The organism is Bradyrhizobium sp. LTSP885 (assembly GCF_000938305.1).
GTDB lineage: Bacteria > Pseudomonadota > Alphaproteobacteria > Rhizobiales > Xanthobacteraceae > Bradyrhizobium.
Genome location: NZ_JYMT01000038.1, coordinates 41,000 through 67,707, shown reverse-complemented (window position 1 = coordinate 67,707; position 26,708 = coordinate 41,000). Strand labels below are relative to the sequence as shown.

Annotated in this window: 21 protein-coding genes; 13 read left to right on the top strand and 8 right to left on the bottom strand. The window is 63.9% G+C overall.

Features of this window, described 5'->3' with window-relative positions:
* Complete coding sequence (locus tag UP09_RS24200) at window positions 1–1,716, bottom strand: PQQ-dependent methanol/ethanol family dehydrogenase (RefSeq protein ID WP_044540811.1); 1,716 nt, start codon at window positions 1,714–1,716, stop codon at window positions 1–3.
* A 404-nt stretch (window positions 1,717–2,120) separates the two neighbouring features.
* Here UP09_RS24200 and UP09_RS24195 point away from each other — a divergent pair, with 404 nt between their 5' ends.
* The 6 genes from UP09_RS24195 to UP09_RS24170 all read left to right on the top strand — a co-directional run bounded on the left by UP09_RS24195 (window position 2,121) and on the right by UP09_RS24170 (window position 9,880).
* Complete coding sequence (locus UP09_RS24195) at window positions 2,121–2,606, top strand: (2Fe-2S)-binding protein (RefSeq protein ID WP_044540810.1); 486 nt, start codon at window positions 2,121–2,123, stop codon at window positions 2,604–2,606.
* Between the two features lie 92 nt (window positions 2,607–2,698).
* Window positions 2,699–5,038, top strand: coding sequence for a xanthine dehydrogenase family protein molybdopterin-binding subunit (locus tag UP09_RS24190; protein ID WP_044540809.1), 2,340 nt, complete (start codon window positions 2,699–2,701; stop codon window positions 5,036–5,038).
* A gap of 10 nt (window positions 5,039–5,048) precedes the next feature.
* The gene (locus tag UP09_RS24185; RefSeq protein WP_044540808.1) at window positions 5,049–5,849 is read left to right on the top strand and encodes an FAD binding domain-containing protein; all 801 of its coding nucleotides are present in this window, start codon (window positions 5,049–5,051) and stop codon (window positions 5,847–5,849) included.
* Between the two features lie 224 nt (window positions 5,850–6,073).
* Window positions 6,074–7,183, top strand: coding sequence for a CaiB/BaiF CoA transferase family protein (locus UP09_RS24180; protein WP_044540807.1), 1,110 nt, complete (start codon window positions 6,074–6,076; stop codon window positions 7,181–7,183).
* A 148-nt stretch (window positions 7,184–7,331) separates the two neighbouring features.
* Window positions 7,332–8,657 carry an MFS transporter gene (locus UP09_RS24175; protein WP_197082730.1) on the top strand — a complete coding sequence of 442 codons (1,326 nt, stop codon included), beginning with the start codon at window positions 7,332–7,334 and terminating at the stop codon, window positions 8,655–8,657.
* A gap of 23 nt (window positions 8,658–8,680) precedes the next feature.
* Window positions 8,681–9,880 carry a M20 aminoacylase family protein gene (locus UP09_RS24170; RefSeq protein WP_044540806.1) on the top strand — a complete coding sequence of 400 codons (1,200 nt, stop codon included), beginning with the start codon at window positions 8,681–8,683 and terminating at the stop codon, window positions 9,878–9,880.
* Between the two features lie 72 nt (window positions 9,881–9,952).
* Here the strand turns inward: UP09_RS24170 and hppD are convergent, their stop codons facing one another.
* Complete coding sequence (gene hppD / locus UP09_RS24165; RefSeq protein ID WP_044540805.1) at window positions 9,953–11,071, bottom strand: 4-hydroxyphenylpyruvate dioxygenase; 1,119 nt, start codon at window positions 11,069–11,071, stop codon at window positions 9,953–9,955.
* Between the two features lie 123 nt (window positions 11,072–11,194).
* Here hppD and UP09_RS24160 point away from each other — a divergent pair, with 123 nt between their 5' ends.
* Complete coding sequence (locus tag UP09_RS24160) at window positions 11,195–11,671, top strand: Lrp/AsnC family transcriptional regulator (RefSeq protein ID WP_044540804.1); 477 nt, start codon at window positions 11,195–11,197, stop codon at window positions 11,669–11,671.
* An 86-nt stretch (window positions 11,672–11,757) separates the two neighbouring features.
* Window positions 11,758–12,069 (top strand): DUF1272 domain-containing protein, encoded by a 312-nt coding sequence (locus tag UP09_RS24155; RefSeq protein ID WP_044540803.1) that lies wholly within the window; start codon window positions 11,758–11,760, stop codon window positions 12,067–12,069.
* Between the two features lie 107 nt (window positions 12,070–12,176).
* On the opposite strand, the gene fahA is transcribed toward UP09_RS24155, so the two are convergent.
* The 5 genes from fahA to UP09_RS24130 all read right to left on the bottom strand — a co-directional run bounded on the left by fahA (window position 12,177) and on the right by UP09_RS24130 (window position 17,847).
* The gene (fahA, locus tag UP09_RS24150; RefSeq protein ID WP_044540802.1) at window positions 12,177–13,448 is read right to left on the bottom strand and encodes a fumarylacetoacetase; all 1,272 of its coding nucleotides are present in this window, start codon (window positions 13,446–13,448) and stop codon (window positions 12,177–12,179) included.
* Window positions 13,449–13,657: 209 nt separating this feature from the next.
* Complete coding sequence (gene hmgA, locus UP09_RS24145) at window positions 13,658–15,004, bottom strand: homogentisate 1,2-dioxygenase (protein WP_044541176.1); 1,347 nt, start codon at window positions 15,002–15,004, stop codon at window positions 13,658–13,660.
* 2 nt (window positions 15,005–15,006) lie between these two features.
* Window positions 15,007–15,963: an MBL fold metallo-hydrolase gene (locus UP09_RS24140; protein ID WP_044540801.1), complete on the bottom strand. Its 957-nt coding sequence runs from the start codon at window positions 15,961–15,963 to the stop codon at window positions 15,007–15,009.
* A 17-nt stretch (window positions 15,964–15,980) separates the two neighbouring features.
* On the bottom strand, window positions 15,981–16,208 hold the full coding sequence (locus tag UP09_RS24135; RefSeq protein ID WP_044541175.1) for a DUF2783 domain-containing protein: 228 nt from the start codon (window positions 16,206–16,208) through the stop codon (window positions 15,981–15,983).
* Between the two features lie 10 nt (window positions 16,209–16,218).
* Entirely contained in the window at window positions 16,219–17,847 is a 1,629-nt protein-coding gene (locus UP09_RS24130) for an FAD-dependent oxidoreductase (protein ID WP_044540800.1), read from the bottom strand.
* Window positions 17,848–18,063: 216 nt separating this feature from the next.
* Here UP09_RS24130 and UP09_RS24125 point away from each other — a divergent pair, with 216 nt between their 5' ends.
* Window positions 18,064–18,564, top strand: coding sequence for a MarR family winged helix-turn-helix transcriptional regulator (locus UP09_RS24125; RefSeq protein ID WP_156164774.1), 501 nt, complete (start codon window positions 18,064–18,066; stop codon window positions 18,562–18,564).
* 281 nt (window positions 18,565–18,845) lie between these two features.
* Here UP09_RS24125 and UP09_RS24120 read toward each other — a convergent pair whose 3' ends face one another.
* Window positions 18,846–19,652 (bottom strand): N-acyl homoserine lactonase family protein, encoded by an 807-nt coding sequence (locus tag UP09_RS24120; RefSeq protein WP_044540798.1) that lies wholly within the window; start codon window positions 19,650–19,652, stop codon window positions 18,846–18,848.
* Window positions 19,653–20,051: 399 nt separating this feature from the next.
* On the opposite strand from UP09_RS24120, the gene UP09_RS24115 reads away from it, so the two are divergent.
* The 4 genes from UP09_RS24115 to UP09_RS24100 all read left to right on the top strand — a co-directional run bounded on the left by UP09_RS24115 (window position 20,052) and on the right by UP09_RS24100 (window position 26,706).
* A complete protein-coding gene (locus tag UP09_RS24115) occupies window positions 20,052–21,539 on the top strand; it encodes a caspase family protein (protein WP_044540797.1) in 1,488 nt (495 codons plus the stop codon).
* A gap of 147 nt (window positions 21,540–21,686) precedes the next feature.
* Window positions 21,687–22,340 (top strand): OmpA family protein, encoded by a 654-nt coding sequence (locus tag UP09_RS24110; protein WP_044540796.1) that lies wholly within the window; start codon window positions 21,687–21,689, stop codon window positions 22,338–22,340.
* A 276-nt stretch (window positions 22,341–22,616) separates the two neighbouring features.
* On the top strand, window positions 22,617–23,534 hold the full coding sequence (locus tag UP09_RS24105) for an efflux RND transporter periplasmic adaptor subunit (RefSeq protein WP_044540795.1): 918 nt from the start codon (window positions 22,617–22,619) through the stop codon (window positions 23,532–23,534).
* A gap of 13 nt (window positions 23,535–23,547) precedes the next feature.
* Window positions 23,548–26,706, top strand: coding sequence for an efflux RND transporter permease subunit (locus tag UP09_RS24100; protein WP_044540794.1), 3,159 nt, complete (start codon window positions 23,548–23,550; stop codon window positions 26,704–26,706).
* Window positions 26,707–26,708 lie beyond the last annotated feature (2 nt).

Sequence of the window (26,708 nt, the reverse complement as noted above, 5' to 3'; positions counted from 1 at the left end):
TTATTGCAGGGCGAACACGAACAGCGAGCCGCCTTCGGGTGCTGCGGCCACCATCTTCTTGCCGATGTCGCCGAGGAACGCCGGCAGCGCTGCGGTGCGTCCGACCACGATCGCGACATACTGCTTGCCGTCGACCGAGTAGGTCACCGGACCCGCGCCGATGCCGCTGCCGAGGTTCTTGCTCCACAGCACCTTGCCGTCCTTGGCATCGATGGCACGGAAGTCACCGTGCAGATTGCCCGAGAACACCAGGTTGCCGCCCGTCGTCAGCGTGCCGCCGTTGAAGGGCAGGTCTTCCTTGATGCTCCACACCTTCTTGTTGGCAATGGGATCCCACGCCACCAGCTCGCCGAGGAATCCACCCGGGCCTTCCTTGGTCGGGAACTCGGCACCGAGATAGAACACGCCGCGCTTGTAGTTCACCTCGCTGACCCCCCAGTCCATGCAGACATTGTTGGTCGGGATGTAGACGAGGCCGGTCTGCGGATTGAACGACATCGGCTGCCAGTTCTTGCCACCGATCAGGTTCGGACAGATGTCCTTGGCGGGATGGCCGGGACCCGGACGCTTGTCGGGATCCTCTTCGGCCCGCATCGTGTCGATGTCCCACTTCTTCGCCCAGTTCGCGAAGACGTACTTCTCGGCAGAGATCACCTTGCCGGTTTCGCGGTTGGCGACGAAGAAGAAGCCGTTGCGATCGGCCTTCATCAGGACCGGCGTCTCCGCACCCTTGATCTTGAGGTCGGTGAGCAGAAGTTCGTTGACGCCGTCATAGTCCCAGGCATCGGCCGGCGTGCCCTGGATGTGCCACTTGATATTGCCGGTGTTGGGATCGATCGCGAGCGTCGAAGCCGTATAGAGGTTGGTCAGCTTGCCGAAATTGCCGTCGCCGGTGGAGCGCACCCCGGTATTCCATGGTCCGGGATTGCTGGTGCCCCAATAGACCGTGTCGGTCTTGGCATCGTAGGAGCCGACCAGCCAGGGAGCGCCGCCGCCATGCAGGCCGGTGTCGCCCTTCCAGGTGTCGCTGCCGGGGTCGCCGGGTGCCGGTACCGTGTAGGTCTGCCAGAGCAGCTTCCCGTCGTTGAGATCGAACGCCTGCAGCGAGCCGCGGACGCCGTACTCGCCGCCGCCGAAGCCGGTGATCACCTTGTTGCGGACGATGAGCGGCGGCGAGGTGATGACCGAGCCCTGCTTGTAGTCGACGACCGTCGAGGTCCAGAGTTCCTTGCCGGTCTCGGCGTCGAGCGCCGTCAGTTTGCCGTCGAGCCGGCCGACGAAGATCTTGCCGTCGGCATAGGACACGCCCCGGCTGTTGACGTCGCAGCAGGCGTATTGAAGCACATCATCGGGAATATCGGGTTGATAGGTCCATTTGCGCGCGCCGGTGGCGGCATCGATCGCGTAGACGTATTTCGGACCCCAGGAGGTCGAGACGTAGAGCGTCTTGCCGATCACGAGCGGCGAGGACTCGTTGGAACGCAACGAGGCCAGCGACATCGAATAAACCAGTTGCAGCTTGCCGGCATTTTCGGAATTGATTTGCTTCAAGGGGCTGAAGCGCGTATTGCCGTAGTCGTGGCCCGCGATCGCCCATCCATTGGGATCCGATGCGGCCTTGACGACTGAGTCATTGGCTTGCGACGCGCCAACGCCTGCCATCAACATGGCAGCCAGCGACACGCCGGCAAAGAAAGTCCCGCTTCTTAGCTTCATCTGCTTCCTCCAATAAGGTTTCGTTGCCGCGATGGATGCATCGCGGGCGTGGTTCGCTACCCAATTTTATGAACGCGCGATCTTTCGTCGCTGTATCGGCGGCGAAGATGACAGCAACGTCTGTCGCTCGTTATAGGCGGAAGGTAGTAGCGGCTGCGGCGACGGATTGCGTTGCATCGCGGTCGCCGATTTGACGATCGCCGATGTCGCGAACGCACTCCCATCAGGTTCGCTTTGGGCGATCCGTTCGCGCTTGCAAATTGCCGATCCGGCAACTGCCTGCTAGGATCGGAACATAGGCCCGGCACCTTCATGATAAGGCCGCAACTACGACTTTGATCGCGGTTACGTCCCAAATGAAGCGTGCTCTACTGGGCCGATAATGAGACCTTTGGGAGGAACGCGTGTCTACAGTCAAACTGACGGTAAACGGCAGGGCGGTCTCGGTCGACGTTGAGGACCGGACCCTCCTCGTGCATCTCTTGCGCGAAAACCTGAACCTGACCGGCACCCATGTCGGCTGCGATACCAGCCAATGCGGCGCCTGCGTCGTCCATGTCGATGGACGGGCGGTCAAATCCTGCACCATGCTGGCCGGACAGGCCGCAGGCTCCAACGTCACCACGATCGAGGGCCTCGCCAAGGGCGACGAGCTGCATCCGATGCAGGCGGCGTTCCGCGACAATCACGGCCTCCAGTGCGGTTACTGCACCCCCGGCATGATCATGTCCGCGGTCGATATCGTGCATCGCCATGGTGGCAACCTCGACGAGGAAACCGTCCGCCACGAGCTCGAAGGCAACATCTGCCGCTGCACGGGCTACCACAACATCGTCAAGTCGGTGCTCGATGCGGCCGGCCGCATGAAGGTTGCGCAAGCCGCCGAATAGCGGACGCGTACAAGCGAGACGTCATCAGATTCATCACCGCCGGTTTCGATGGAAACAGCGGTAAACCAAAATCTCCGTTGGGAGGAATAGACATGGGCGTTGAAGGCATTGGCGCAAGCGTCGTGCGCAAGGAAGATCGCCGCTTCATTACGGGCAAAGGGCGATACGTCGACGACATCAAAATGCTGGGCATGACCTATGCTCATTTCGTCCGCAGCCCGCATGCGCATGCCAAGGTCAAGGGTATCGATTCAACCGAGGCGATGAAGATGCCCGGTGTGATCGCGGTGCTGACCGGACAGCAGATCGTCGACGACAAGGTCGGAAATCTGATCTGCGGCTGGGCCATCAGCTCGAAGGATGGTTCGCCGATGAAAATGGGCGCATGGCCGGCGATGGCGCCGGAGACCGTGCGCTTCGTCGGACAGGCGGTCGCGGTCGTGATTGCCGAGACCAAGAATTTGGCCAAGGACGCCGCCGAGGCCGTCGTCGTCACTTACGAAGAGCTTCCCGCGGTGCCGGACATCAAGGCGGCGATCAAGCCCGGCGCGGCGCAACTGCATCCCGAAGCCCCCGGCAACGTCGTGTATGACTGGCACATCGGCGACGAAGCCGCGGTCAAGGATGCGTTCAGCAAGGCCGCCAATGTGGTGACGCTCGAGCTCACCAATAACCGCCTGGTGCCGAATGCGATGGAGCCGCGCGCGGCGATCGCACATTACGAGGCGGCCGAAGAGCACTACACGCTCTACACGACGTCGCAGAACCCGCACGTCGCCCGCCTGGTGTTGTCCGCGTTCTACAACATCGCGCCGGAGAACAAGCTTCGGGTCATCGCGCCCGACGTCGGCGGCGGCTTCGGCTCCAAGATCTACGTTTACCCGGAAGAGATGGTGGCGCTGTGGGCGTCGAAGAAGGTCGACCGCCCGGTGAAATGGACCGGCGACCGCTCCGAGGCCTTCCTCACCGACGCGCATGGCCGCGACCACGTCTCGAAGGCGGAGATGGCGTTCGACAAGGACAACAAGATCCTTGGCCTGCGGGTGAAGACCCACGCCAATTTCGGCGCCTATATGTCGCTGTTCTCCTCGGCGGTACCGACCTATCTCTACGCGACGCTGCTGTCGGGCCAGTACATCATCCCGGCGATCTACGCCGAGGTAATGGGCGTCTACACCAACACCACGCCGGTCGATGCCTATCGCGGCGCCGGCCGTCCCGAGGCGAGCTATCTGATCGAACGCATGATGGAGACCGCGGCGCGGCAGTTGAAGGTCGATCCGGCCGAGCTGCGCAGGAGAAACTTCATCACCCAGTTCCCGTATCAGACGCCCGTGATCATGGCGTATGACGTCGGCGACTTTAACGCCTCGATCGATTCAGCGATGAAGGCGATCGACTATGCCGGCTTCCCCGCCCGCAAGGCCAAGGCGAAAGCCGACGGCAAGCTGCGCGGCATCGGTCTCTCCTGCTACATCGAAGCCTGCGGCATCGCGCCGTCGAAGGCGGTCGGCAGCTTAGGGGCCGGCGTCGGTTTGTGGGAGTCAGCGGAGATCCGCGTCAATCCGGTCGGTACCATCGAGGTGCTCACCGGCTCGCACAGCCACGGCCAGGGCCACGAGACGACGTTCTGCCAGATCATCGCCGAGCGTCTCGGCGTGCCGATCAGCCAGGTCTCGATCGTCCATGGCGACACCGACAAGGTGCAGTTCGGCATGGGCACCTACGGCTCGCGCTCGCTCGCGGTCGGCGGTACCGCGATCGTGAAGGCGATGGAGAAGGTCGAAGCCAAAGCCAAGAAGATTGCGGCGCATGCGCTCGAAGCCTCCGAGAGCGACATCGTGATCGAGAACGGCGAGTTCAAGGTCACCGGCACCGACAAGTCGATCGCACTGCCGATGGTCGCACTCGCGGCCTACACCGCGCACAACCTGCCTGACGGCATGGAGCCCGGCCTGAAGGAGACCGCGTTCTACGACCCGACCAACTTCACGTTCCCGGCCGGCGCCTATATCTGCGAGCTCGAGGTCGATCCCGGCACCGGCAAGACCACCTTCGTCAACTTCGTGGCCGCCGACGATTTTGGCCGGCTGATCAACCCGATGATCGTCGAAGGCCAGGTGCATGGCGGCTTGGCGCAAGGTATCGGCCAGGCGCTGCTGGAGGGCGCGGTCTATGACGAAAACGCTCAGCTCGTGACCGCGTCGTTCATGGATTACACCATGCCGCGCGCCGACGACCTGCCGTCGTTCAAGCTCTCCCACACCACGACGCTGTGTCCGGGCAACCCGCTCGGCGTCAAAGGCTGCGGCGAGGCCGGCGCGATCGGCGCTTCTGCTGCCGTGATCAACGCGATCACGGACGCGATCGGCAACAACAAGCTCGAAATGCCGGCGACGCCCGATCGCGTCTGGCACGCCATTCACGGTTGAGGAGGATACGATGTACGAGACAAATTATCACCGCGCATCCTCGGTCGACGATGCCGTGGCCCAGTTCGGCAAGGGCAAGGAAGCCAAGTTCCTTGCCGGCGGACAGACGCTGCTCCCAGTGATGAAGCAGCGTCTGGCCGCGCCTTCCGACGTGATCGACGTGGCCAAGATCAAGGACATGGTCGGCATTGACGTGTCCGGCGACACCGTGACGATCAAGGGCGCGACCACGCATTACGACGTCGCGCAAAGCGACGCCGTGCAGAAGGCGATCCCCGCGCTCGCTCACCTGGCATCGATGATCGGTGATCCCGCCGTGCGTTATCGCGGCACGATCGGCGGTTCGCTCGCCAACAACGATCCGGCGGCGGACTATCCGGCGGCGGTGCTGGCGCTCGGCGCAACGATCAAGACCAACAAGCGCTCGCTCGCCGCAGAAGACTTCTTCAAGGGCCTGTTCACGACGGCGCTTGAGGATGGCGAGATTATCACCGCGGTTACGTTCCCGATTCCGGTCAAGGCCGGCTATGCCAAGATGCGGCATCCGGCCTCGCGCTTCGCGCTGACCGGCGTGTTCGTCGTCAAAACGAAGGCGGGCGACATTCGTGTCGCAGCAACCGGTGCATCGCAAAGCGGCGTCATACGGGTGCCTGCAATCGAGCAGGCGTTGAAGGCGAACTGGTCGGCCAGCGCACTCGACAGTGTCACGATCTCGGCAAGTGGCCTGCTCGCCGACATCCACGGCTCGTCGGATTACCGCGCGAACCTCGTCAAGGTGATGGGACAGCGGGCGGTGACCGCCGCCGGCTGACAGCGCCTAAACACAAGTTCGGAACGGCGCGCAGCGATGCGCGCCGTTCGTTTTTGGGGACGGATTCGGACAAAAAGCCGCTTGCCACATCGTGTTTTCGGCGAGACAATTTAGCTAATCAGCTAATTAAAAATACCGTCAGGCGGACGGCCCGGGAGAACGCATGGACCGCAACAGCCGCAAGACCTTAGCAGCTTTACTCCCACCAGGAATGGACCAACAACGTGCTCGATAAACCAGCCCCCCAAGCCGCCGTCCGCGCCTCCGGTCCGCTCGTCGGCTTCCGCATCGTCGAATTCGCTGGCATCGGCCCCGGTCCGTTCGCCTGCATGCTGCTCGCCGACATGGGCGCCGAGGTCGTGACCCTCGACCGCGTCGGCGCCGGCAAGAATTTGAAAGCGGTGGCGACGCGTGGCCGCAAGGTCATCGAGCTTGATCTGAAGAACAAGGCCGCGATCGCAGAGGTGATTGAGCTGCTGGCCAATGCCGACGCGCTGATCGAAGGCTTTCGTCCCGGCGTCATGGAACGCCTCGGGCTCGGCCCGGAAGTCGTTTCCGCGCGCAATCCGAAGCTGGTTTATGGCCGCATGACCGGCTGGGGTCAGGAAGGTCCGCTGGCGAACGCCGCCGGCCATGACATCAACTACATCTCGATAACAGGAGCGCTGGCCGCAATCGGCACCAAGGAAAAGCCGGTGCCGCCGCTCAATCTGGTCGGCGATTTCGGTGGCGGCGCGCTCTATCTCGTGGTTGGCGTGCTCGCCGCACTGCTGGAAGCCCAAAAGTCCGGCAAGGGCCAGGTGGTCGACACCGCGATGTGCGACGGCGCGGCGTCGCTGATGTCGATGTTCTTCGACATGAGCGCGCAGGGCCGCTGGAGCGAAGGCCGCGACCAGAATTTCCTCGACGGCGGCGCGCATTTCTACGGCGTCTATGAATGCTCCTGCGGTCACTTCATCTCGATCGGCTCGATCGAGCCGCAATTCTACGCGCTGCTCCGCAAGCACGCTGATCTCGCCGATGCCGATTTCGACGCGCAGTTGGATCGCAAGGCGTGGCCGGCGCTGAAGGAGAAGCTGACCAAGGTCTTCAAGAGCAAGACCCGCGAGGACTGGTGCAAGATCATGGAAGGCAGCGACATCTGCTTCGCGCCGATCCTGACCATGGCGGAAGCGCCGAAGCATCCGCACATGGCCGCGCGCAAGGTGTTCGTCGAGCGCCACGGCGTGACCCAGCCTGCGCCCGCGCCGCGGTTCTCGCGCACGCCATCCGCAATCCGCGAACCGGAGCTGGCTGATATTGGCGACGTGACGAGCGCATGGAAGGCACGATGAATTCCACAGCGCCTGCCGGCTAGATCGGCGGGCTCCCGGCAGCACAGGTCACCCCAAGCCGGCGCGCGAAAGCCATTGCATTGCGGCGCATCTCTTGCTTGTTGTCGTCGATCAAATGACGCGGGGGCGCCTTGTGAATAGTATACCAATGAACCGTATGCCAAACGATCGGCCGCCACCTTCGCAGACCATGCGCGTCGGCGCGGCGATCCTGGGCAATGCGCTCGAGTTCTACGACTTCACGGTCTATGCGGCGTTTGCCACCTGGCTCGCCAAGGCGTTCTTTCCTGCTGCCAATCCGAGCACCAGCCTGCTGCTTGCGGTGGCAACCTTCGGCGTCGGATTCGTCGTCCGGCCGCTCGGCGGCATTCTGATCGGCGCCTATGCCGACCGTTTCGGCCGGCGGCCCGCGATGACCCTGACCATCTGGCTGATGGCGCTTGGCAGCGGCATGATTGGATTGTTGCCGACCTATGAACAGATCGGCGTCCTGGCGCCCATTCTGCTGGTGTTCGCGCGACTGCTGCAGGGATTTTCAGCCGGCGGCGAGATGGGGCCGGCGACCACCTATCTGCTGGAAAGCGCGCCGCCGCATCGCAAAGCCTTCTTCGGCAGCTGGCAGCTGGCCAGCCAGAACATGGGAAGCGTGATCTCGGCTTTGGTCGGGCTGTTGCTGGCGCTGCTGATCACGCCCGGCGCCACCGACAGCTGGGGCTGGCGGGTGCCGTTCCTGCTCGGCATCCTGATCGCGCCAGTCGGCTACTACATCCGCCGCAACCTCGACGAGACAATGGACGCCGAGGAAGCCCATGGCAGCATCGGCGGCGTGCTGTCCGACGTGCTGGCGAACCATTGGCAGAAGATCCTGCTCTGCATCCTGCTGATATCAGGCGCGACCATCACGCAATACTTCTTCCTCTATACGGCCACCTACGCCATCAACACGCTGCACTACGACCAGAGCTGGTCGATGGCTGCGAGTCTCGCGATCGCGGTGAGCGGAATGGTCTTCTCGCTGGTCGGCGGCGCGCTTGCGGACAAATATGGTGTGAAGGTGATCGCCGTAGTCCCGCGCCTGATCGTCACGCTGCTGCTTTACCCGGCATTGCATCTCGTGATTTCATCCGGCTCGCCGCTGGTTCTCCTGATTGTGGCTGCCTCGTTGATGGCGATCCATGCCATGTCGTCCGGGGCCGGCATCATCCTCATTCCGATGATCTTCCCATCCGCGGTGCGGACCAGCGGGCTTTCGATCGCTTACGCGCTGGGCGTGACGATTTTCGGTGGCACCGCACAAATCGTGTTCACCTGGATCATCGCGGCCACCGGCGATAAGCTGTCATGGGTGTGGTACGTGATCATCATGAGCGTCCTCAGCGCGCTGGCGACGTTGGCGATCCGCGTCCCGGAGATGCGAAGAAGCGAACCTCAGGAAGCCAAGCCGGCGGCAGCGCTGGCCGGCGCGTCCAGCTAACGGCCGCAGCAGGAGAACCCGCAATGACCGAGCATTCCCTGGTAACCGCGCTTCGGGCGCATGAGGCGGAGATGATCGACATCCGCCATCAGATCCATCGCAACCCTGAAGTCGGGTTCGAGGAAACCCGGACCGCCGCCCTCGTCGCAGACAAGCTGCGAGCATTCGGCATCGATGTGACCGAGGGGATCGCCAAGACCGGCGTGGTCGGCACCTTGAAGGGCCGGCTGCCCGGTCAGCGCGCCGTTGGCCTGCGTGCCGACCTCGACGCGCTGCACATCCAGGAGGTGCCGGGGCGCGACTATGGCTCGACCGTGCCGGGCAAGATGCACGCCTGCGGCCATGACGGCCACACCGCCATGCTGCTCGGCGCCGCCCGCTATCTGTCCGAGAATCCCGATTTCGGCGGCACGGTGAACTTCATCTTCCAGCCGGCGGAGGAAGGTCTCGGTGGCGGCAAGAAGATGGTCGAGGAAGGTCTGTTCGAGAAATTCCCGGTCGATGCCGTCTACGGCATGCACAATTTCCCCGGCGTCCCGGTCGGTCATTTCGGCACCCGCACCGGGCCATTCCTTGCAGCGAGCGACAGCTGGGAAGTGAGCTTCCTCGGCACCGGCGGCCATGGCGGCGCCGGCGCGCATCTGGCAACCGACGCGACGCTGCCGACCGCGCAGTTCATCATGGCCGTTCAGACCATCGTCAGCCGCAACGTGCCGGCGATCGAGACCGCCGTCGTCAGCGTCGGCTCGATCATGGGCGGCGATCCCGGCTCGCCCAACATTATTCCCTCGAAGGTCACGATCACCGGCACCGCGCGCTCCTACAAGCCGCGCATCCGGGACCTCATGGAAACACGCCTGACGGCGCTGGCGCATGCCCAAGCCGCGGCGTTCGGCTGCACCGCCGAGGCGATCTACAATCGCCGCTATCCGCCCCTCATCACTCATGCCGAGCAGACCGACATCTCAGTCGCCGCCGCGTCCGAGCTGGTCGGCGCCGCGCAGGTGGACGGCAATGTTCCGGCAGTGACCGGCTCGGAGGATTTCTCCTTCATGCTGGAAGCAAAGCCGGGCGGCTTCATCATCATCGGCAACGGTGTGGCCGCCGACGGCTCATTCCACAACGTCCATACGCCCGGCTACGATTTCAACGACGACATCCTCGCGCTCGGCGCGGCCTATTGGGTCAAGCTGGTCCACACCGAACTGGCGGTGGGGGCGTAACTCCACCCGCTCTATTTTTTATTTGAGCATGATCTTTTCGGAAAACCGCTACACACTTTTCCGGATCATGCTCTACGCCGCATCATCGACCTTCAGCACACCGCGGCGGATCTGGTCTTCCTCGATCGATTCGAACAGCGCCTTGAAGTTGCCTTCGCCGAACCCGTCGTCGCCCTTGCGCTGTATGAACTCGAAGAAGATCGGCCCGATCGCATTGGCCGAAAAGATCTGCAGCAGAACCTTGGTCTGGCCGCCCTCGACCACACCCTCGCCGTCGATCAGGATGCCGTCCCGCTGCAGCCGCGCGACGTCCTCGCCGTGCTTGGGCAACCGCGCATCGATTTTCTCGAAATAGGTAATGGGCGGCGCCGGCATGAACGGCAAGCCGGCCGCGCGCAGCGTCTCGACCGTCGAATAGACGTCGCGTGCGCCGCAGGCGATGTGCTGGATACCCTCGCCGCGATAGATGTTGAGATATTCCTCGATCTGCCCGGCATCGCCGGCATCCTCGTTGATCGGAATCCGGATCTTGCCGTCCGGGCTGGTCAGCGCGCGGGAGAACAGGCCCGACGCGCGGCCCTCGATGTCGAAGAAGCGGATCTGGCGGAAGTTGAACAGTTTTGAATAGAAGCCGGTCCAGACGTCCATGCGGCCGCGATGGACGTTGTGGGTGAGGTGATCGACGTAATAGAGGCCGGAGCCCGCGGGCCGTGGGTTCGCGGCACCGAGCCATTCGTACTCGGCGTCGTAGGCCGAGCCCTTGGCGCCGTAGCGATCGACGAAATACAGCAGGCTGCCGCCGATACCCTTGATCGCGGGGACATCGAGCGTCTTCCGCTCCGAAGAAACATCGGCCGGCTCGGCACCGAGCGAGATCGCGCGCTCGTAGGCCTGCCTGGCGTCGACCACGCGGAACGCCATCGACGGCGCGCACGGGCCATGCGCGGCAACGAAGTCGAAGCCGTGGGTGCCGGGCGCCTCGTTGACGAGATAATTGATGTCGCCCTGGCGGTAGACCGTGATCGCCTTGGTCTTGTGGCGGGCGACCGGGACAAAGCCCATCAGCTTGAACAAAGCGTGCAGCTCGCCCGGATTGGGGTGGGCATATTCGACGAACTCGAACCCGTCGGTGCCCATCGGGTTGTCGGTCGTGATCTCGGCCGGCGGCGCATCGTGCGGAAACGGACCCATGGCGAACTCTCCCTGATTTGGCTGGAGACGAGTTTCCGCCGTTTGCTGCGCAACGTGCGTGCAAAATGGCTCGACATTCGCTACAATAGCGCACGATTTGTGCATAGAACTGGCATTTAACGCATGATCGACGTCGACACCTTCGACCTCAAGATGCTGGCCGCGCTGCAGGACGACGGCCGGCTGACCAATCAGCAACTGGCCGACCTCGTCGGCCTGTCGGCCTCGCAATGCTCGCGCCGCCGGATGCGGCTCGAAGAGGACAAGGTGATCTCCGGCTACCACGCCGATCTCGCCGGCGAGGCGCTCGGCTTCGGCCTGATCGCCTTCATCCACATCACGCTGGCGACCCATTCGCCCGACAATGCGAAACGGTTCCGCGAGCTGGTCAACCGCGTCGACGACATCCAGGAGGCCTATGCGCTGACCGGCGATGCCGATTACCTCCTCAAGGTGATGCTGCGCGACCTGAAGAGCCTGTCCGACATCATCAACAACGTGTTGATGCCGCACCAGAGCGTCGCGCATGTGCGCTCGTCGATCGTGCTCGACCGGCTGAAGGAAAGTTCGAAGCTGCCGCTGAAGGTCTTGCAGGGTTAGGGTGGCGCAAATCGAGGGAAATACGCCCTTCGCTTCCGCAAGGTGATTTGCGATCATTCCTCCAACATCCGGCACGAGCGACGACCATGGCATTGCAGCTGCGACCGAACTGCGAATATTGCGACAAGGATCTGCCGCCAAGCGCTGTGGAGGCGCGAATCTGCTCGTATGAGTGCACGTTCTGCGCGGATTGCGCCGAGACCAAGCTCGGCAATGTCTGCCCGAACTGCGGCGGCGGTTTTGCGCCACGGCCGATCCGGCCCGCCAAGGAGTGGCGGCCCGGCGTGTGCGCCGTGAAGCAGCCGCCGTCGGACAAGCGGGTGCATCTGAAGTACAGTATTGAGGACTGCGCGGCGCACTCGGCGCGGCTGAGGGATGTGCGGCCGGAAGAGCGGTGAGGCCTCGACTTCGTCATTGCGAGCGCAGCGAAGCAATCCATCTTTCGGCGTTGGGATAAAGTGGATTGCTTCGTCGCTTCGCTCCTCGCAATGACGGCTGAGAAAAATCACTCCGCCGCGACAATCGTCCCCTCGACTTCACCGAACCCGACGCGATAGCCGTCGCCCTGGCACCAGCCGCGCATCACCAGGGAATCGCCGTCTTCGAGGAAGGTGCGCTTGACGCCATCAGCGAGCTCGACCGGCTCGGTGCCGTTCCAGCTGATTTCCAGCAGGCTGCCGCGCTGCTGCTTCTCAGGGCCTGAGATCGTGCCGCTGCCCAGGAGATCCCCGACATTCATAGCGCACCCGCTGGACGCATGGTGCACGAGCTGCTGCACCGACGACCAGTACATGTATTTGAAACTGGTGCTGGAGATCGTCTTCGCCTCGTTCATCGCACCGCCACGCAAGGCAACGTCGAGCGCGAGATCGTAATTGTTCGCACCTATCTGCGTCAGATAGGCCAACGGCTCCGGCTCTTGCGCTGGGCCGTGCATTCGGAACGGCTCCAGCGCCTCGCGCGTCACCACCCACGGACTGATCGAGGTTCCGAACGCCTTGGCCTGGAACGGCCCGAGCGGCACATATTCCCATTGCTGGATATCGCGCGCGCTCCAGTCATTGAGGATGACGAAGCCGAAGATCATCTGCTCGGCTTGCGCCTCGGTCAGCATCTCGCCCATCGCTGATGCCTGTCCGACCACCACACCCATCTCCAACTCGAAATCGAGCCGCTTGCACGGGCCGAAGCTCGGCACATCAGCGGTCGGTGGCTTCAACTGTCCGCGCGGCCGTCGTACCTTCGTGCCACTTACCACGACAGTCGAAGCACGGCCGTTATAGCCGATCGGCATGTGCAGCCAGTTCGGCTGCAGCGCATTGTCCTTGCCGCGGAACATGACACCGACATTGGTGGCGTGCTCCTTCGACGAATAGAAATCGGTGTAGCCGGCGACCGCGAACGGCATGTGCAGCTTCACGTCAGCCATCGGCACCAGTGCCTGCGCCCGCAATTCGCTGTTGTCGCGCAGCTCCGGATGATCGGAGCGCAGCAGCTCGCTGATCCGCGCCCGCGTCGCCGACCATACCTTCGGCCCAAGCGCCATGAACGGATTGAGCGACGGCTGTGAGAACACGCCGAGCGGCCCGACATCGAGCCGCGAGTCCTGCTCAAGCTCCCAGAGGTCGAGCACATAGTCGCCGATCGCGACCCCGACGCGCGGAGGCAGACCGTCCTTGGACGAGAACACGCCGTAGGGGAGGTTCTGGATCGGGAAGTCGGAGGTCGGCGCGACGTCGATGAAGGAGCGGAGTTTCGGATCGTTGGGGTGGGGCATAGGATTTCCCGGTCTGCAATCAGGTGCAACGGCTGATGTTTTTCACCCTCCCCTGGAGGGGGAGGGTCGGTTCGCATTGAGCGAAGCGAAATGCGAACCGGGGTGGGGTGATCTCTCCGCTCGAGCACCGCCTCAAAGGAGAGACCGTCACCCCGCCCCGCCGCTCATTTCATTCGCGTCGACCCTCCCCCTCCAGGGGAGGGTAAGCCCTACGGCTTGCTCGGATCGAACTTCTTTTCCAATCCCTTCCAGCAATCCGAATAATCATCCTGCAGCGTCGATGATGTCGCGGCATGCTCGGTCACCCGCTGCGGGTAGCGGGTCTCGAACATGAAGGCCATCGTGCCGGTCAGCTTCACCGGCTTCAGTTCGCTATTGCTGGCATGCTCGAAGGCATCGCGGTCGGGGCCATGCGGCAGCATGCAATTGTGCAAGCTGATGCCGCCCGGCACAAAACCCTTCGGCTTGGCGTCGTAGACGCCGTAGATCAGGCCCATGAACTCCGACATGATGTTCATGTGATACCACGGCGGACGGAAGGTGTTGTCGGCGACCAACCAGCGCTCCGGGAAGATCACGAAATCGATATTCGCGGTACCAGCGGTCTCCGACGGCGAGGTCAGCACCGTGAAGATCGACGGATCCGGATGGTCGAAGGCGATCGCGCCGACCGGCGAGAAGGTGCGTAGATCGTATTTGTACGGCGCGTAATTGCCGTGCCAGGCCACCACGTCGATCGGCGAATGCGGCAGCGTGGTCTTGAACAGCGAGCCGCCCCATTTGACGTAGAGCTCGGTCGGCGTGTCCTTGTCCTCGTAAGCAGCTACCGGCGTCAGGAAGTCGCGCGAATTGGCCAGGCAATTGGCGCCGATCGGGCCGCGCTCCGGCAGCGTGAACGCGCCGCCATAATTTTCGCAGAGATAGCCGCGTGCCGGTCCGGCCGGAATCTCGACGCGGAATTTGACGCCGCGCGGGATCACCACGATCTCGCCGGGCTCGGCATCGATCCGGCCGAACTCGGTGACGAAGCGCAGATTGCCCTGCTGCAGCACGAACATCATCTCGCCGTCAGCATTGTAGAAATGCTGGTCGACCATCGACTTGGTGATGAGATAGATATGCGCCGCCATGCCCGCTTGCGTGTTTGCATCACCTGCCGTGGTCATGGTCTGCACGCCCTGCAGGAAGGTCATATCCTCCTTCGGGATCGGCGCGGGGTCCCAGCGCAGTTGCGCGATCGGCATATCGTATTCATGGCACGGTGCGGTGCGCCACAGCCCGGCATCGGCCTTGGCGAAGCGGCCGGAGTGCCGCACCGACGGGCGGATACGATACAGCCAGGACCGCTCATTGGTGCCGCGCGGCGCGGTGAACGGCGAGCCTGAAAGCTGCTCGGCATAGAGCCCGTAGGCGCAGCGCTGCGGCGAGTTGCGGCCCATCGGCAGCGCGCCTGATAGCGCCTCGGTCTCAAAGCTGTTGCCGAAGCCGGACATGTAGCCCGGCGTCAGCTGCCCGGTGCTGCGAACGAGTTGATCAGGCGAGGTGTTGATATTCATGGTCATCCTCCTCCTTGCAATGCGGCCCACATCTCCTGGTCGCGCTTGTCGGTCCAGATCACGGGGTCGTCGATCCCGGACGCCTCGTCATAGGCGCGCGAGACGTTGAACGGCAGGCAGTGCTCGTAGATCGCGAAGCTGGAAAATTTCGGATCCATCACCTCGCGCGTCGCGGCCATTGATTCCTTTAAGCTGCGGCCCTTGGCGACCGACGTCTCGGCTGCGCCATAAAGCGAGGTGACGAAATCGCGGGTCATCGCGATCGCATCGCGCGTGGTGGCGAGGCCGGTCAGCGCATCGCCGCGGCCCGGCGCGATCGCCTTCGGATTGAAGTCACGGATCTCGTTCAGCGTCATCGGCCATTCGCGCAAATGCGCGTCGCCGCAATAGCAGGCCGAGTGGTATTCGATGAGGTCACCCGAGAACATCACTTCGGCATCCGGCACCCAGGCGACGATGTCGCCCGAGGTGTGGCCGGCGCCAAGCTGCATCAGCCGCACCTCGCGCTTGCCGAGATAGATCGACATCTCGCCTTCGAAGGCCAGCGTCGGCCAGGTCAGGCCGGGAATGCTTTGGGCGTCCTGGAACAGGCGCGGGAAGCGGCCATATTCGGAATCCCAGTCCTGCTGGCCGCGCTCCTCGATCAGGCGATAGGTTTCCTGCGAGGCGACGATGCCCTGCGCGTGATAGGCTGAGGCGCCGAGCACGCGCACCGCATGATAATGCGACAGCACGACATATTTGATCGGCTTGTCGGTGACCTTGCGCACCCGCTCGATCACCTTGTTGGCCATCGCAGGCGTCGCCTGCGCATCAAACACCAGGCAGCCGTCCTCGCCGACGATCACGGCGGTGTTCGGATCGCCCTCTGCGGTGAAGGCATAGAGGTCGGTTCCGATTTCGGAGAAGGTGATCTTCTTTTCCGCCATATCGGTGGTCGAAGCAAAACCTTTGGCCATCAGTTCAATCCTGTTCGTTATTGTTGCTGTTGTTGTTGCTGCTGGCTCGCGTCGAGCATCCGCCGCTTTGCCAGCACGATTGCTTCCCCGAGCACGTCGATGTCGCCGATATGATTGGCGAACACCAGAACCAGCGCGGCGTCGAGATCGGCGCTCTGCGCCTCGGTGAGGCCGCGATGCGCCTCGACGATGGCGCGGAAGGCGTCATCAGGCTTTGCGAAATTCGAACTGGTCGATAGCGCCATCGGCAACACCTCAATTCAGCCCGGATGCGCGCGACAGCGCCGCATCCAGCGCCGGCCGTTGCGCCTTGCGGAAGCGCGCCGCGACGTAGCCGTCCGGCCGCAGCAGATAGGCCGTGCCCGGCTCGGCGTCGTAACGCTTGCCGGCAAGGCCCTGTGCATCGACCAGACCATCCACGCCGCCGATACGGATCGCCCCCACGCCCTCGGGCACGTCCGCCGCGGCGCCATTGCCAAACTCCAGCAGCGTGAAGCGCGCTCCCTGCTTGATGAAGGCCTCGGTCAGATAAATGGAACTGCCATCGCGCTCCGCCACCGGCGCATCCAGCATCGAGGCACCCGGCCGCGGGCCGCCACGCCAAATGTCGCGATCGTCCGTCGAGAGCGGCGTGTCATAGACCGAAGGCACCGACAGCCGGCCGCCATTGACCATGCGCTTGCCGAACTCGGTATCCTTCGCGAGCGACAGCACCGCCTGGCGCAGCCGCGCCTCCTGACGCGTCACCGGCGCCATGAAATCGGTCGAGCGCGTCGATTCGCGGATGTTCTCGTCCGCCGCCGCGCTGCGCTCGACATGATAGCTTTCCAGCAATCCTGCCGGCGACAGCCCGCGCAGGATGCGGTCGAGCTTCCAAGCCAGGTTCTCGGCATCCTCGAGCCCCGAATTGGCGCCGCGCGCGCCGAATGGCGACACCTGATGCGCGGAATCGCCGGCGAAGATCACCCTTCCATGGATGAACTTTGCCATCCGCCGGCACTGGAACTTGTAGAGCGAGATCCACTCGAACTCGAACTTGTCATGCCCGAGCATGCGTTCGATCCGCGGCCGCACATTCTCGGGCTGCTTCTCCACCGAGGGATCGGCATCCGGATTGAGCTGCAAATCGATCCGCCAGATGTCGTCCGGCTGCCGGTGCAGCAGCGCCGATCGGCCGGCGTGGAACGGCGGATCGAACCAGAACCAACGCTCGGTCGGAAACGCCGCGGTCATCTTGACGTCGGCGATCAGGAACTGGTCCTCGAATACCTGGCCGGCGAAATCCGCACCGACCATCTGCCGCAGCGACGAGCGGGCGCCGTCGCAGGCGATGACGAAGCTCGCATGCACCTGGTAGGCGCCGTCAGGCGTCGCGATCGTCAGCGCCACGCAATCGTTGCGGGTTTCAGCCGCGATCACCTTGTTGCGCCAGCGCAGGTTGATCTCAGGCAGTTGCTCGACGCGATCGACCAGATAGGCCTCGGCGTAAAACTGCTGAAGATTGATGAAGGCCGGCCGCTTGTGGCCTTCCTCCGGCAGCAGGTTGAACTGATAGAGCTGCTGGTCGCCGTGGAAAATCCTGCCGACGCTCCACACCACGCCCTTGTCGACCATACGATCGCCGACGCCGAGGCGATCCCAGAACTCCAGCGAGCGCTTCGAGAAGCAGATCGCGCGCGAGCCTTCGCCGATCCGGTCGGCATCGTCGAGCAGCACCACACGCTGGCCGCGCTGCGCCAGATCGATCGCCAGTGACAGGCCCACCGGACCAGCGCCGACCACGACGATCGGGTGTTCCGCCAGATTGACGCCCGTCCGATCCTGATCCGGATGACGGCGATAGCCGAACTGGGTTTTGGCCTGTGGCGATTTGGCTTGTGCCATTGCGCGACCCTGGATGTTTCCTTTTAGCCGCCGGCATTAGGCTTTGATCTTGTATGACAAGCTTGCGACCGGAGCGCGATCTTGCTAAATTAGTCTCACTTGCAACTATCTTAAACTCCCAGCCGGGCTCGCCGTCAACTCAAATTGGAGGAATTATTGGCCAGGACCTCTGCAAGCCAACCTCCGCCCCGGTCGCGCCCTGCCGACGAGGCCGATCTGCGCGACGAGGTCGGGTCGAGAAAAAAGCGGCTCGATCTCTTCCACTTCGTGCCGTTCCGGCTGAACCGGCTCGCCGCCGAGGTCAGTTCGGCGCTGTCGAGCGAATATGAAGCGCGCTACGGCCTCGACATTCCGGAGTGGCGCGTGCTCGCGACATTGGGCTTCCGCAACGGCGCCTGCAGCGCGCAATACATCGCGCACTGCACCCGCACGCATAAATCGACCATCAGCCGCGCCGTCTCCGCGCTGATGGAACGCGAGGTGGTCGAGCGCGTCGAGAACGAGGATGACCGCCGCGAATTCCGCCTGCAGCTGACGAAGAAGGGCGAGATGCTCTATGAGGAGTTGATCCCGCGCCTGTTGCGCAAGGAGCAGGAGATCCTCTCCTGCCTGTCCGCCCAGGAGCGCCGCGATCTCGGCCGCCTGCTCGGCAAGGTCGAGAAGAGCCTTGAGCTGGTGCAGACCAGCGAAGAGGCCGACGCGAAGGATGCGTATTAAGTCCCCGTCATTGCGAGCGAAGCGAAAGCCCATTCACGGTGTCGTCAACCGCGTATGCGCATGCGGGTGATCCAGTATTCCAGAGACAGTTGTGCTTGAGCCGATGGGCCGCGGCGTACTGGGTCGCCCGGACAAGTGTGCGATGACAGCGTGATGTGGGGCGCAATTTTGCGTTCTCGCGACATGATTTGTCCGAGTCTTGCTTCTCGTTCCGCCCTCTTGAGTAGGGCTCCCGCAAGGGGGAGAGGGAGCCCGCGCCGCGCGCTCACCTCCCCGCGACGCTACTTCGCGAACGACCGCGATGGCGCCAGATGCAGCGCAAACGCGTCGACCTTGTCGCTGGCGCGCGGGTAGATCTCGCTCACGATTGGATCGTGGCCGGGGATGAAGCGGTCCGGATGGCCGGCGAGCCGCTCGACGGTTTCCCAACCGCTCGCCATGTCGCCGACATTGTAGACGATCGGGAACGGGCTGCGTCTGTGCAGGTTCGCATAGTAATGCGCGGCGTCGGATGCCAGCACGACGGGGCCGCGCGCGGTCCCGGCCCGCACCACCTGCAGGCCGTCGGAATGGCCGCCGACGCGATGCACGGTGACGCCGGGTGCGATCTCGCCGTCACCGGAGTGGAAGGTGACGCGCTCGCCATAGACGTGACGCACCATCTGCGTGACGTGCTCGACCGAGAACGGATGGCGCAGCATGCCGTTGCACATGCAGCGGCCGGTCGCGTAGCTCATCTCGCGTTCCTGCAGATGGAATCGGGCGTTCGGGAAGCGGTCGAGATTGCCGGCGTGGTCATAGTGCAGATGGGTGACGATGACGTCGCGGATCGCATCGGCGCTGACGCCGAAGGCGGCCAGCGCGTCCACCGGATTGAGCGTCAGCTTGCGGGCGCGCGCCTTGGCCTCCTCGGCGTTGAAGCCGGTGTCGACCAGGATGTCGCGGCCGTGGCCGCGGATCAGCCAGACGAAGTAATCGAGATCCTGCGCGGCGGTGTCGTGCGGATCGGGCACCAGGAAGTTCAAATGAGGCGTGCGCGGCGACATCGTCGCATAGCGCAGGGCATAGATTTCGTAGGCGTTTCCCATCGGTTTCGCTCTTGTTTGCATCGCTTGTTGTGGATGGCGTGGCCCGCCCCGCCCACCAAGCCATCGCCGCGCGCAAAGGTCAAACCACGCGCGACAATGACGGGCGCATGACGGCGCGGCCGCAGCCTCTGTGAGTGGGGTCACATTAGCGGCTTGCCGGAACTTGCACCATGCCCGGATGGCGATCCAGTCATGACCGCGTACGCCCCCTCGAAGGCTCTCCCAAAGCTTTCCCTGGAGGCTCACGATCGATGACCACAATTAACGCCGGCGCCGCAAGCGATTGACGAGGTCTGGCCGTGGTTTGATAATGGAATTTCGCTAGAGTAAGGTCGCCGAGGCGCAGGCTGGAATCGGCGCCATTTCCTTTGGAATGCCGCGATCTGGATTGCCGCGATCATGAAAATTCGCCTTGCGTTGCTTGCTACCCTGATTTTTTCGATCGCGTCGTCCGCTCCGTCGCTTGCAGCCGGTGAGCGGTTCGCGCTGGTCATCGGCAACGCCAAATATCCCGACGCCGACGCGCCGCTGAAGGAGCCGATCAACGATGCGCGCGACGTCGCCGACGAACTCAAGCGCGATGGCTTCATCGTCGATGTCGGCGAGAACCTGACCGGTGACGGCATGCGCCGTGCCTTCGACAAGCTCTATGGCAAGATCAAGCCGGGCTCGGTCGCGCTGATCTTCTTCTCGGGTTATGGCATCCAGTCGAACCGCCAGAGCTACATGATCCCGGTCGATGCGCAGATCTGGGCCGAGCCCGACGTGCGCCGTGACGGCTTCAGCCTCGAGACCGTGCTCGGCGACATCAACAGCCGCGGCGCCGGGGTGAAGATCGCGCTGGTCGACGCCTCCAGGCGCAATCCGTTCGAGCGCCGGTTCCGCAGCTTCTCGGCGGGCCTGGCGCCTGTGATCGCGCCGAACGGCACGCTGGTGATGTACTCGGCCGCGCTGTCGTCGGTGATCTCGGACAATGGCAGCGACCACAGCCTGTTCGTGCGGGAGCTCCTGAAGGAGATCCGCACCCCCGATTTGATGGCCGAGGAGATCCTGAACCGCACCCGGGTCGGCGTCACCCGCGCCTCACGCCAGGAGCAGGTGCCGTGGATTTCGTCGTCGCTGGCCGAGGATTTCTCCTTCAGCCCCGGCGGCGCACCGCGGCCATCGAACGCGCTGCCTGCACCGCCCCCGGCCGAAGTGGCCGTGACGCCACCCGCACCACCACCGCCACCGCCGGCACCACCCGTCAAGACCGCGACCGCCCCAACGCCACCACCGCCTGCTCCACCCAAGCCGGCCGAGATCACCCTGCCGCCACCGCCGCCTCCGGCGCCGACCATCGTCCAGCCTGCACCAACGACCCCGCCCAGCCCGTCCGCGCTCGCGCTCGCCGACGATCCGACCATCAAGGGTTTGAACGAGAAGCTGGACAAAGATCCGGACGATGGAGCAGCATTGTACCGTCGCGGCCAAGTCTATGCCAGCAAGGGCGCCTATGACCTCGCGGTCAAGGATTTTACCAATTCGCTGCGGGTGAACCCTAAGGACGTCGAGGCCTACAACAACCGCTGCTGGGTTCGCACCGTGACCGGCGACCTGCAAGCGGCACTCAGGGATTGCAACGAGGCGCTGCGGCTGCGCCCGAATTTCGTCGACGCGCTCGACAGCCGCGGGCTGATGAACCTGAAGAGCGGGCAGAACAAGAACGCCATCGCCGATTTCGACGCCGCGCTGAAGATCAACCCGCGATTGACCTCCTCGCTGTACGGACGGGGCCTCGCCAAGAAGCGTAACGGCTCGATCGCGGAAGGCGATCTCGACATCGCCAATGCCAAGGCGATGGACCCGAATATCGTGAAGGAATTCAGCGAATACGGGGTACAATGACGTGTATTTGACGCCCGCCCGCGGCATTCCTCGAACCGCGGACGGAATTTTGAGACCAAACTAGAGGGTGCGTGCCGGTGCCCGGCGCCGGCACTCGATTTCAGTAGTCATTTGGAACCGCGCGGGACGTGCGCAGGAGGGACCGATATGTTCAAGCCGTCCAGAAATCTGACCGCCATTCTTACGATCACCGCCATCGGCGCCGCGCTGTCGTTTGGGATTGTGGCCGCCCGCGCCGGCGACGACATCACCGAAGACCAGATCGTCAAGGCGCTGACGCCCGACAAGAAGCCGCTGACCCGCGGCCTGTCGGCCGGCCCGCAGGCCTCGCCCGCGCTGAACGCCGACCAGGCCAAGTTTGTGCAGACCGTCCGCGGCCGCGCCACGCGCTCGCTATCATCGGCCGAACGCGAGGAGATCGCGACCATCGTCCAGGACAAGCCGAAGATCGATCTCGAGATCAATTTCGACTACAACTCCGCCGACGTCAGCGCGAAATCGCTGCCCTCGGTGCAGGCGCTCGGCCGCGCCTTGACCAATCCCAACCTTAAGGGCTCGACCTTCGTGGTCGCCGGCCATACCGACGCCGCCGGCGGCGAGGAATACAATCAGGGCCTCTCCGAGCGCCGCGCCGATGCGATCAAGCGCTACCTCGTCGACAAATTCGGCATCACCGGTTCCGACCTCGTCACCGTCGGCTATGGCAAGAGCAAGCTGAAGGATCCGAACCAGCCGATGGCGGACGTGAACCGCCGCGTGCAGGTCGTGAACATGGAAAACAAGGCCACCGCGTCCAAATAGTACCAGAGTGATACCCGAGTGATCTCCAGGTGATGGGCGTAGCGTGCTGTGTTTTTAAGGTTAGAATGCGTCCCGCACCCCGGCGGGACGCATTTGCTTTTGGGGTGAGCCCCCAAGGAATCCCAAGGCAGCCCTTACGTGACCTGCTTCACATGATGTCAGAGCATGATCCCCGACAATGGGCAGCCGGTGTCCACATGCTCAAGCACAATGCGGCGAGCAGAATGATGTTTCGAGGAGCGCGCATGGCGCGCCAAGTTCTGGATTGATCCGGCGATGAATGTCTCCCAGTACCTCAAACCTGCGCTCGGAACAGTCGTCTTCGTCGGGCTCGGCGTCGCCTATTACGCGTTCGAGCATCGCTCGCATCCGGAGGAGAAGGAGACGCCGGGCCAGGCGCTGGTCGTGGTGACGAAATCGACCAATGCCTGCTTCTCCGACATGGTCCGCGTCACCGGCTTCATCGTGCCGCGCCGCGAGGCGCAGGTGAATGTCGACCAGGAAGGCTCCAAGGTCACCGACGTCCTCGTCCGCGAAGGCGACACCGTCACCGAGAACCAGGAACTGGCGCGGCTGACCGCGCCGCCGCAGCAGGCTGCTCAAGCCAATGCCCGGCCGATCTCGCTGCGCGCCCCGGCCCCCGGCCTCGTCACCGAGGTGCGCACCGCGGCCGGCGCGCCGGCTTCGCCGCAGGCCGGCCCGATGTTCCGCATCTCCATCAACAACGAGATCGAGCTCGACGCCGAAGTGCCGGGTTTCCAGCTCCTGAAGCTCAATCCGGGCGCCAATGTGCGGATCAGCCGCGACGACGCGCCCGACATGGTCGGCAAGGTACGCCAGATCACCCCGCAGATCGATCGCACCACCCAGCTCGGGCACGTCCGCATCTCCCTGAACAACAATCCGACGCTCAAAGTCGGCATGTTCGCGCGCGCCAATATCGACGCCAAGCGCTCCTGCGGCGTTGCCGTGCCGCGCACTGCGATCGACCGCCTCACGCTGCAGGTGGTGAAGGGCAACACGGTCGAGACGCGCAGGGTTCGCGTCGGGCTGACGTCCGACACCTCGACCGAAATCCTTGAAGGCCTCGACGTCGGCGAAACCGTCGTGGCCGATGCTGGCACCTCGCTGCATGACGGCGACCAGATCAAGACCGTGTTCGCCGACGAACTCGATCGCACTCGTTCACGATAATCCGGGCACGCTCATGGCTTTGAACATTTCGGCATGGTCGATCCGGAACCCGCTTCCCTCGATCGTGTTCTCGATCATCCTGCTGGTGCTGGGCTGGGTCTCCTTCACCAAGCTCGCGGTGACGCGGCTGCCGAGCGCCGACATTCCGGTGATCTCGGTCGCGGTCTCGCAATTCGGCGCAGCACCCTCGGAACTTGAATCGCAGGTCACCAAGACCATCGAAGACGGCGTCTCCGGCGTCGAGGGCGTCCGCCACATCTCGTCCTCGATCACCGACGGCCTGTCGGTCACCACGATCCAGTTCGCGCTGGAGACCAACACCGACCGCGCGCTGAACGACGTCAAGGACGCGGTGACGCGGGTGCGCGCCAACCTGCCGCAGAACGTCACCGAACCGTTGATCCAGCGCGTCGACGTGATCGGCCTGCCGATCGTCACCTATGCGGCGATCTCGCCCGGCAAGACACCGGAGCAGCTGTCTTATTTTGTCGACGACGTGGTCAAGCGCGCGCTGCAGGGCGTACGCGGCGTGGCGCAAGTCGAGCGTATCGGCGGTGTCGAGCGCGAGATTCTGGTCTCGCTCGATCCCGACAAGCTGCAGGCGGTGGGGCTCACCGCGGTCAATGTCAGCCAGATCCTGCGCGGCAGCAATGTCGACCTCGCCGGCGGCCGCGCCGAGATCGGCAAGAACGACCAGGCGATCCGGACGCTGGCCGGCGCCAAGACGCTGAACGAGCTTGCCGGCACCATGATTCCATTGTTCGGCGGCGGCGAGGTGCGGCTCGACGATCTCGGCACCGTCACCGACACCATCGCCGACCGCCGCACCTTCGCCCGCTTCAACGGCGAGCCGGTGGTGGCGCTCGGCATCAAGCGCTCCAAGGGCGCCAGCGACGTGGTGGTCGCGGCCGCGGTGCAGAAGCGCATCGAGGCGCTGAAGGCCGCCTATCCCGACGTCGATCTCAAGCTGATCGACACCTCGGTCGAATTCACCAAGGGCAATTACGAGGCCGCGATCTCGACCCTGTTCGAGGGCGCGATCCTCGCCGTCATCATCGTGCTGCTGTTCCTGCGCGACATCAGAGCCACGCTGATCGCCGCGGTCTCGCTGCCGCTGTCGATCTTCCCGGCGTTCTGGGCGATGGACCTGCTCGGCTTCTCGCTCAATCTGGTCTCCTTCCTCGCCATCACGTTGTCGACCGGCATCCTGGTCGACGACGCCATCGTCGAGATCGAGAACATCGTCCGCCACATGCGGATGGGCAAGACGCCGTACCGCGCGGCGCTCGAAGCCGCCGACGAGATCGGCCTTGCCGTGATCGCGATCTCGCTGACGATCATCGCGATCTTCGCGCCGGCGAGCTTCATGTCCGGGATCGCCGGGCAGTTCTTCAAGCAGTTCGGCATCACCGTCTCGGTGCAGGTGTTCTTCTCGCTGCTCGCCGCGCGCTTCGTCACGCCGATGCTGGCCGCCTATTTCCTCAAGCACCATGAGCATGACGACCCGGCGCCCGGCCGCATCCTGCGCGCCTATCACAGCCTCGTCACATGGTCGGTGAAACACCACTTCATCACGGTGCTGGTTGGATTCGGCGTGTTCGCCGCGTCGATCTGGAGCATCACGCTGCTGCCGCAGGGCTTCCTGCCGGCGCAGGACACCGCCCGCTCGCTGCTGGCGATGGAGCTGCCGCCGGGCTCGCAGCTGGCCTATACCGAGAAGGTCACCGAGGAGATCGTGGCGCGCCTGCGCAAGCGGCCCGAGGTGCGCAGCATCTTCGTCGACGGCGGCCGCGTGCCGCCGGGCACGCTGGAGGTGCGCCGCGCGGCGCTGATCATCAACTACACGCCGAAGACCGACCGCAAGATCACTCAGCGCCAGCTCGAGCTTGCGATCGGCAACGAGCTCGAGAACGTGCCTGACATCAGGTTCTGGTTCCTCGACGAGAACGGCTTGCGCGCGATTTCGCTCGTTGTCACCGGCATCGACAGCAACATCGTCAACAACGTTGCCAGCGAGCTGGCGACGCAGATGAAGCGGATCCCGATCATCGCCAACGTGATCTCGGAGACCTCGCTCGACCGGCCCGAGCTGCGCATCCGTCCGCGCGCCGAGCTTGCAGCAAGGCTCGGCGTCTCGACCGAGAGCCTGTCGCAGACCATCCGCGTCGCCACCATCGGCGACGTCGGCCCCGCGCTGGCCAAATTCGACGCCGGCGACCGCCAGGTGCCGATCCGCGTCCAGCTCGAGGACAATGCGCGCAGCGATTTGCAGATGCTGCAGCAGTTGCGCGTGCCGCTCGGCCAGCGTGGTGAGCGCGGCGGCGTGCCGCTGTCTGTGGTCGCCGACATCCAGCTCGACCAGGGCCCGACCAGCATCAACCGCTACGACCGCGAGCGGCAAGCGACCGTCGCCGCCGATCTCGTCGGCAATGCCGCGCTCGGCGACGCCACCAAGCTGATCTACGACCTGCCTGTCATGAAGAGCTTGCCCAAGGGCGTCAAGGTCAGCCCGTCCGGCGACGCCGAAAGCCTCGCCGAACTGTCCGACGGCTTTGCCACCGCGATCACCGCCGGCCTGATGATGGTCTATGCGGTGCTGGTGCTGCTGTTCGGCACCTTCCTGCAGCCGATCACCATCCTGTTCTCGCTGCCGCTGTCGATCGGCGGCGCGATCGCAGCACTGCTGTTGACCGGCAAGCAGCTCACCACGCCGGTTTGGATCGGCATCCTGATGCTGATGGGCATCGTCACCAAGAACGCCATCATGCTGGTGGAGTTCGCGGTGGAGGCGATCCGCGACGGCAAGCCGCGCGAGGAGGCGATGATCGACGCCGGCATGAAACGTGCCCGCCCGATCGTGATGACCACGATCGCGATGGCCGCCGGCATGATGCCGTCGGCGCTCGCCTTCGGCGCCGGTGGTGAATTCCGCTCGCCGATGGCGCTCGCCGTGATCGGCGGCCTGATCTTCTCGACCGTGCTGTCGCTGGTGTTCGTACCGGCGATGTTCATGGTGATGGACGACCTCGGCGCCCTGATCTGGCGCTTCGGCAAGCGGCTCGTGGTGTCTCACGCCGACGACGAGCTGCCCCCGAACGAGCATCGCGCCGAACCATCGGCCAAGGGACCACCCGGCCCGCCGCCGACCATGATCTCGCCCGCGGCGGAGTGAGC

What these genes read in the sequence shown, in the direction of transcription:
- UP09_RS24140 (WP_044540801.1), bottom strand. Translation starts at nt 15,963, where the DNA reads ATGGCCAAAGGTTTTGCTTCGACCACCGATATGGCGGAAAAGAAGATC.
- UP09_RS24155 (WP_044540803.1), top strand. Translation starts at nt 11,758, where the DNA reads ATGGCATTGCAGCTGCGACCGAACTGCGAATATTGCGACAAGGATCTG.
- UP09_RS24170 (WP_044540806.1), top strand. Translation starts at nt 8,681, where the DNA reads ATGACCGAGCATTCCCTGGTAACCGCGCTTCGGGCGCATGAGGCGGAG.
- UP09_RS24175 (WP_197082730.1), top strand. Translation starts at nt 7,332, where the DNA reads ATGAACCGTATGCCAAACGATCGGCCGCCACCTTCGCAGACCATGCGC.
- hmgA (WP_044541176.1), bottom strand. Translation starts at nt 15,004, where the DNA reads ATGAATATCAACACCTCGCCTGATCAACTCGTTCGCAGCACCGGGCAG.
- UP09_RS24100 (WP_044540794.1), top strand. Translation starts at nt 23,548, where the DNA reads ATGGCTTTGAACATTTCGGCATGGTCGATCCGGAACCCGCTTCCCTCG.
- fahA (WP_044540802.1), bottom strand. Translation starts at nt 13,448, where the DNA reads ATGCCCCACCCCAACGATCCGAAACTCCGCTCCTTCATCGACGTCGCG.
- UP09_RS24115 (WP_044540797.1), top strand. Translation starts at nt 20,052, where the DNA reads ATGAAAATTCGCCTTGCGTTGCTTGCTACCCTGATTTTTTCGATCGCG.
- UP09_RS24105 (WP_044540795.1), top strand. Translation starts at nt 22,617, where the DNA reads ATGAATGTCTCCCAGTACCTCAAACCTGCGCTCGGAACAGTCGTCTTC.
- UP09_RS24160 (WP_044540804.1), top strand. Translation starts at nt 11,195, where the DNA reads ATGATCGACGTCGACACCTTCGACCTCAAGATGCTGGCCGCGCTGCAG.
- UP09_RS24130 (WP_044540800.1), bottom strand. Translation starts at nt 17,847, where the DNA reads ATGGCACAAGCCAAATCGCCACAGGCCAAAACCCAGTTCGGCTATCGC.
- UP09_RS24200 (WP_044540811.1), bottom strand. Translation starts at nt 1,716, where the DNA reads ATGAAGCTAAGAAGCGGGACTTTCTTTGCCGGCGTGTCGCTGGCTGCC.
- UP09_RS24190 (WP_044540809.1), top strand. Translation starts at nt 2,699, where the DNA reads ATGGGCGTTGAAGGCATTGGCGCAAGCGTCGTGCGCAAGGAAGATCGC.
- hppD (WP_044540805.1), bottom strand. Translation starts at nt 11,071, where the DNA reads ATGGGTCCGTTTCCGCACGATGCGCCGCCGGCCGAGATCACGACCGAC.
- UP09_RS24110 (WP_044540796.1), top strand. Translation starts at nt 21,687, where the DNA reads ATGTTCAAGCCGTCCAGAAATCTGACCGCCATTCTTACGATCACCGCC.
- UP09_RS24185 (WP_044540808.1), top strand. Translation starts at nt 5,049, where the DNA reads ATGTACGAGACAAATTATCACCGCGCATCCTCGGTCGACGATGCCGTG.
- UP09_RS24135 (WP_044541175.1), bottom strand. Translation starts at nt 16,208, where the DNA reads ATGGCGCTATCGACCAGTTCGAATTTCGCAAAGCCTGATGACGCCTTC.
- UP09_RS24120 (WP_044540798.1), bottom strand. Translation starts at nt 19,652, where the DNA reads ATGGGAAACGCCTACGAAATCTATGCCCTGCGCTATGCGACGATGTCG.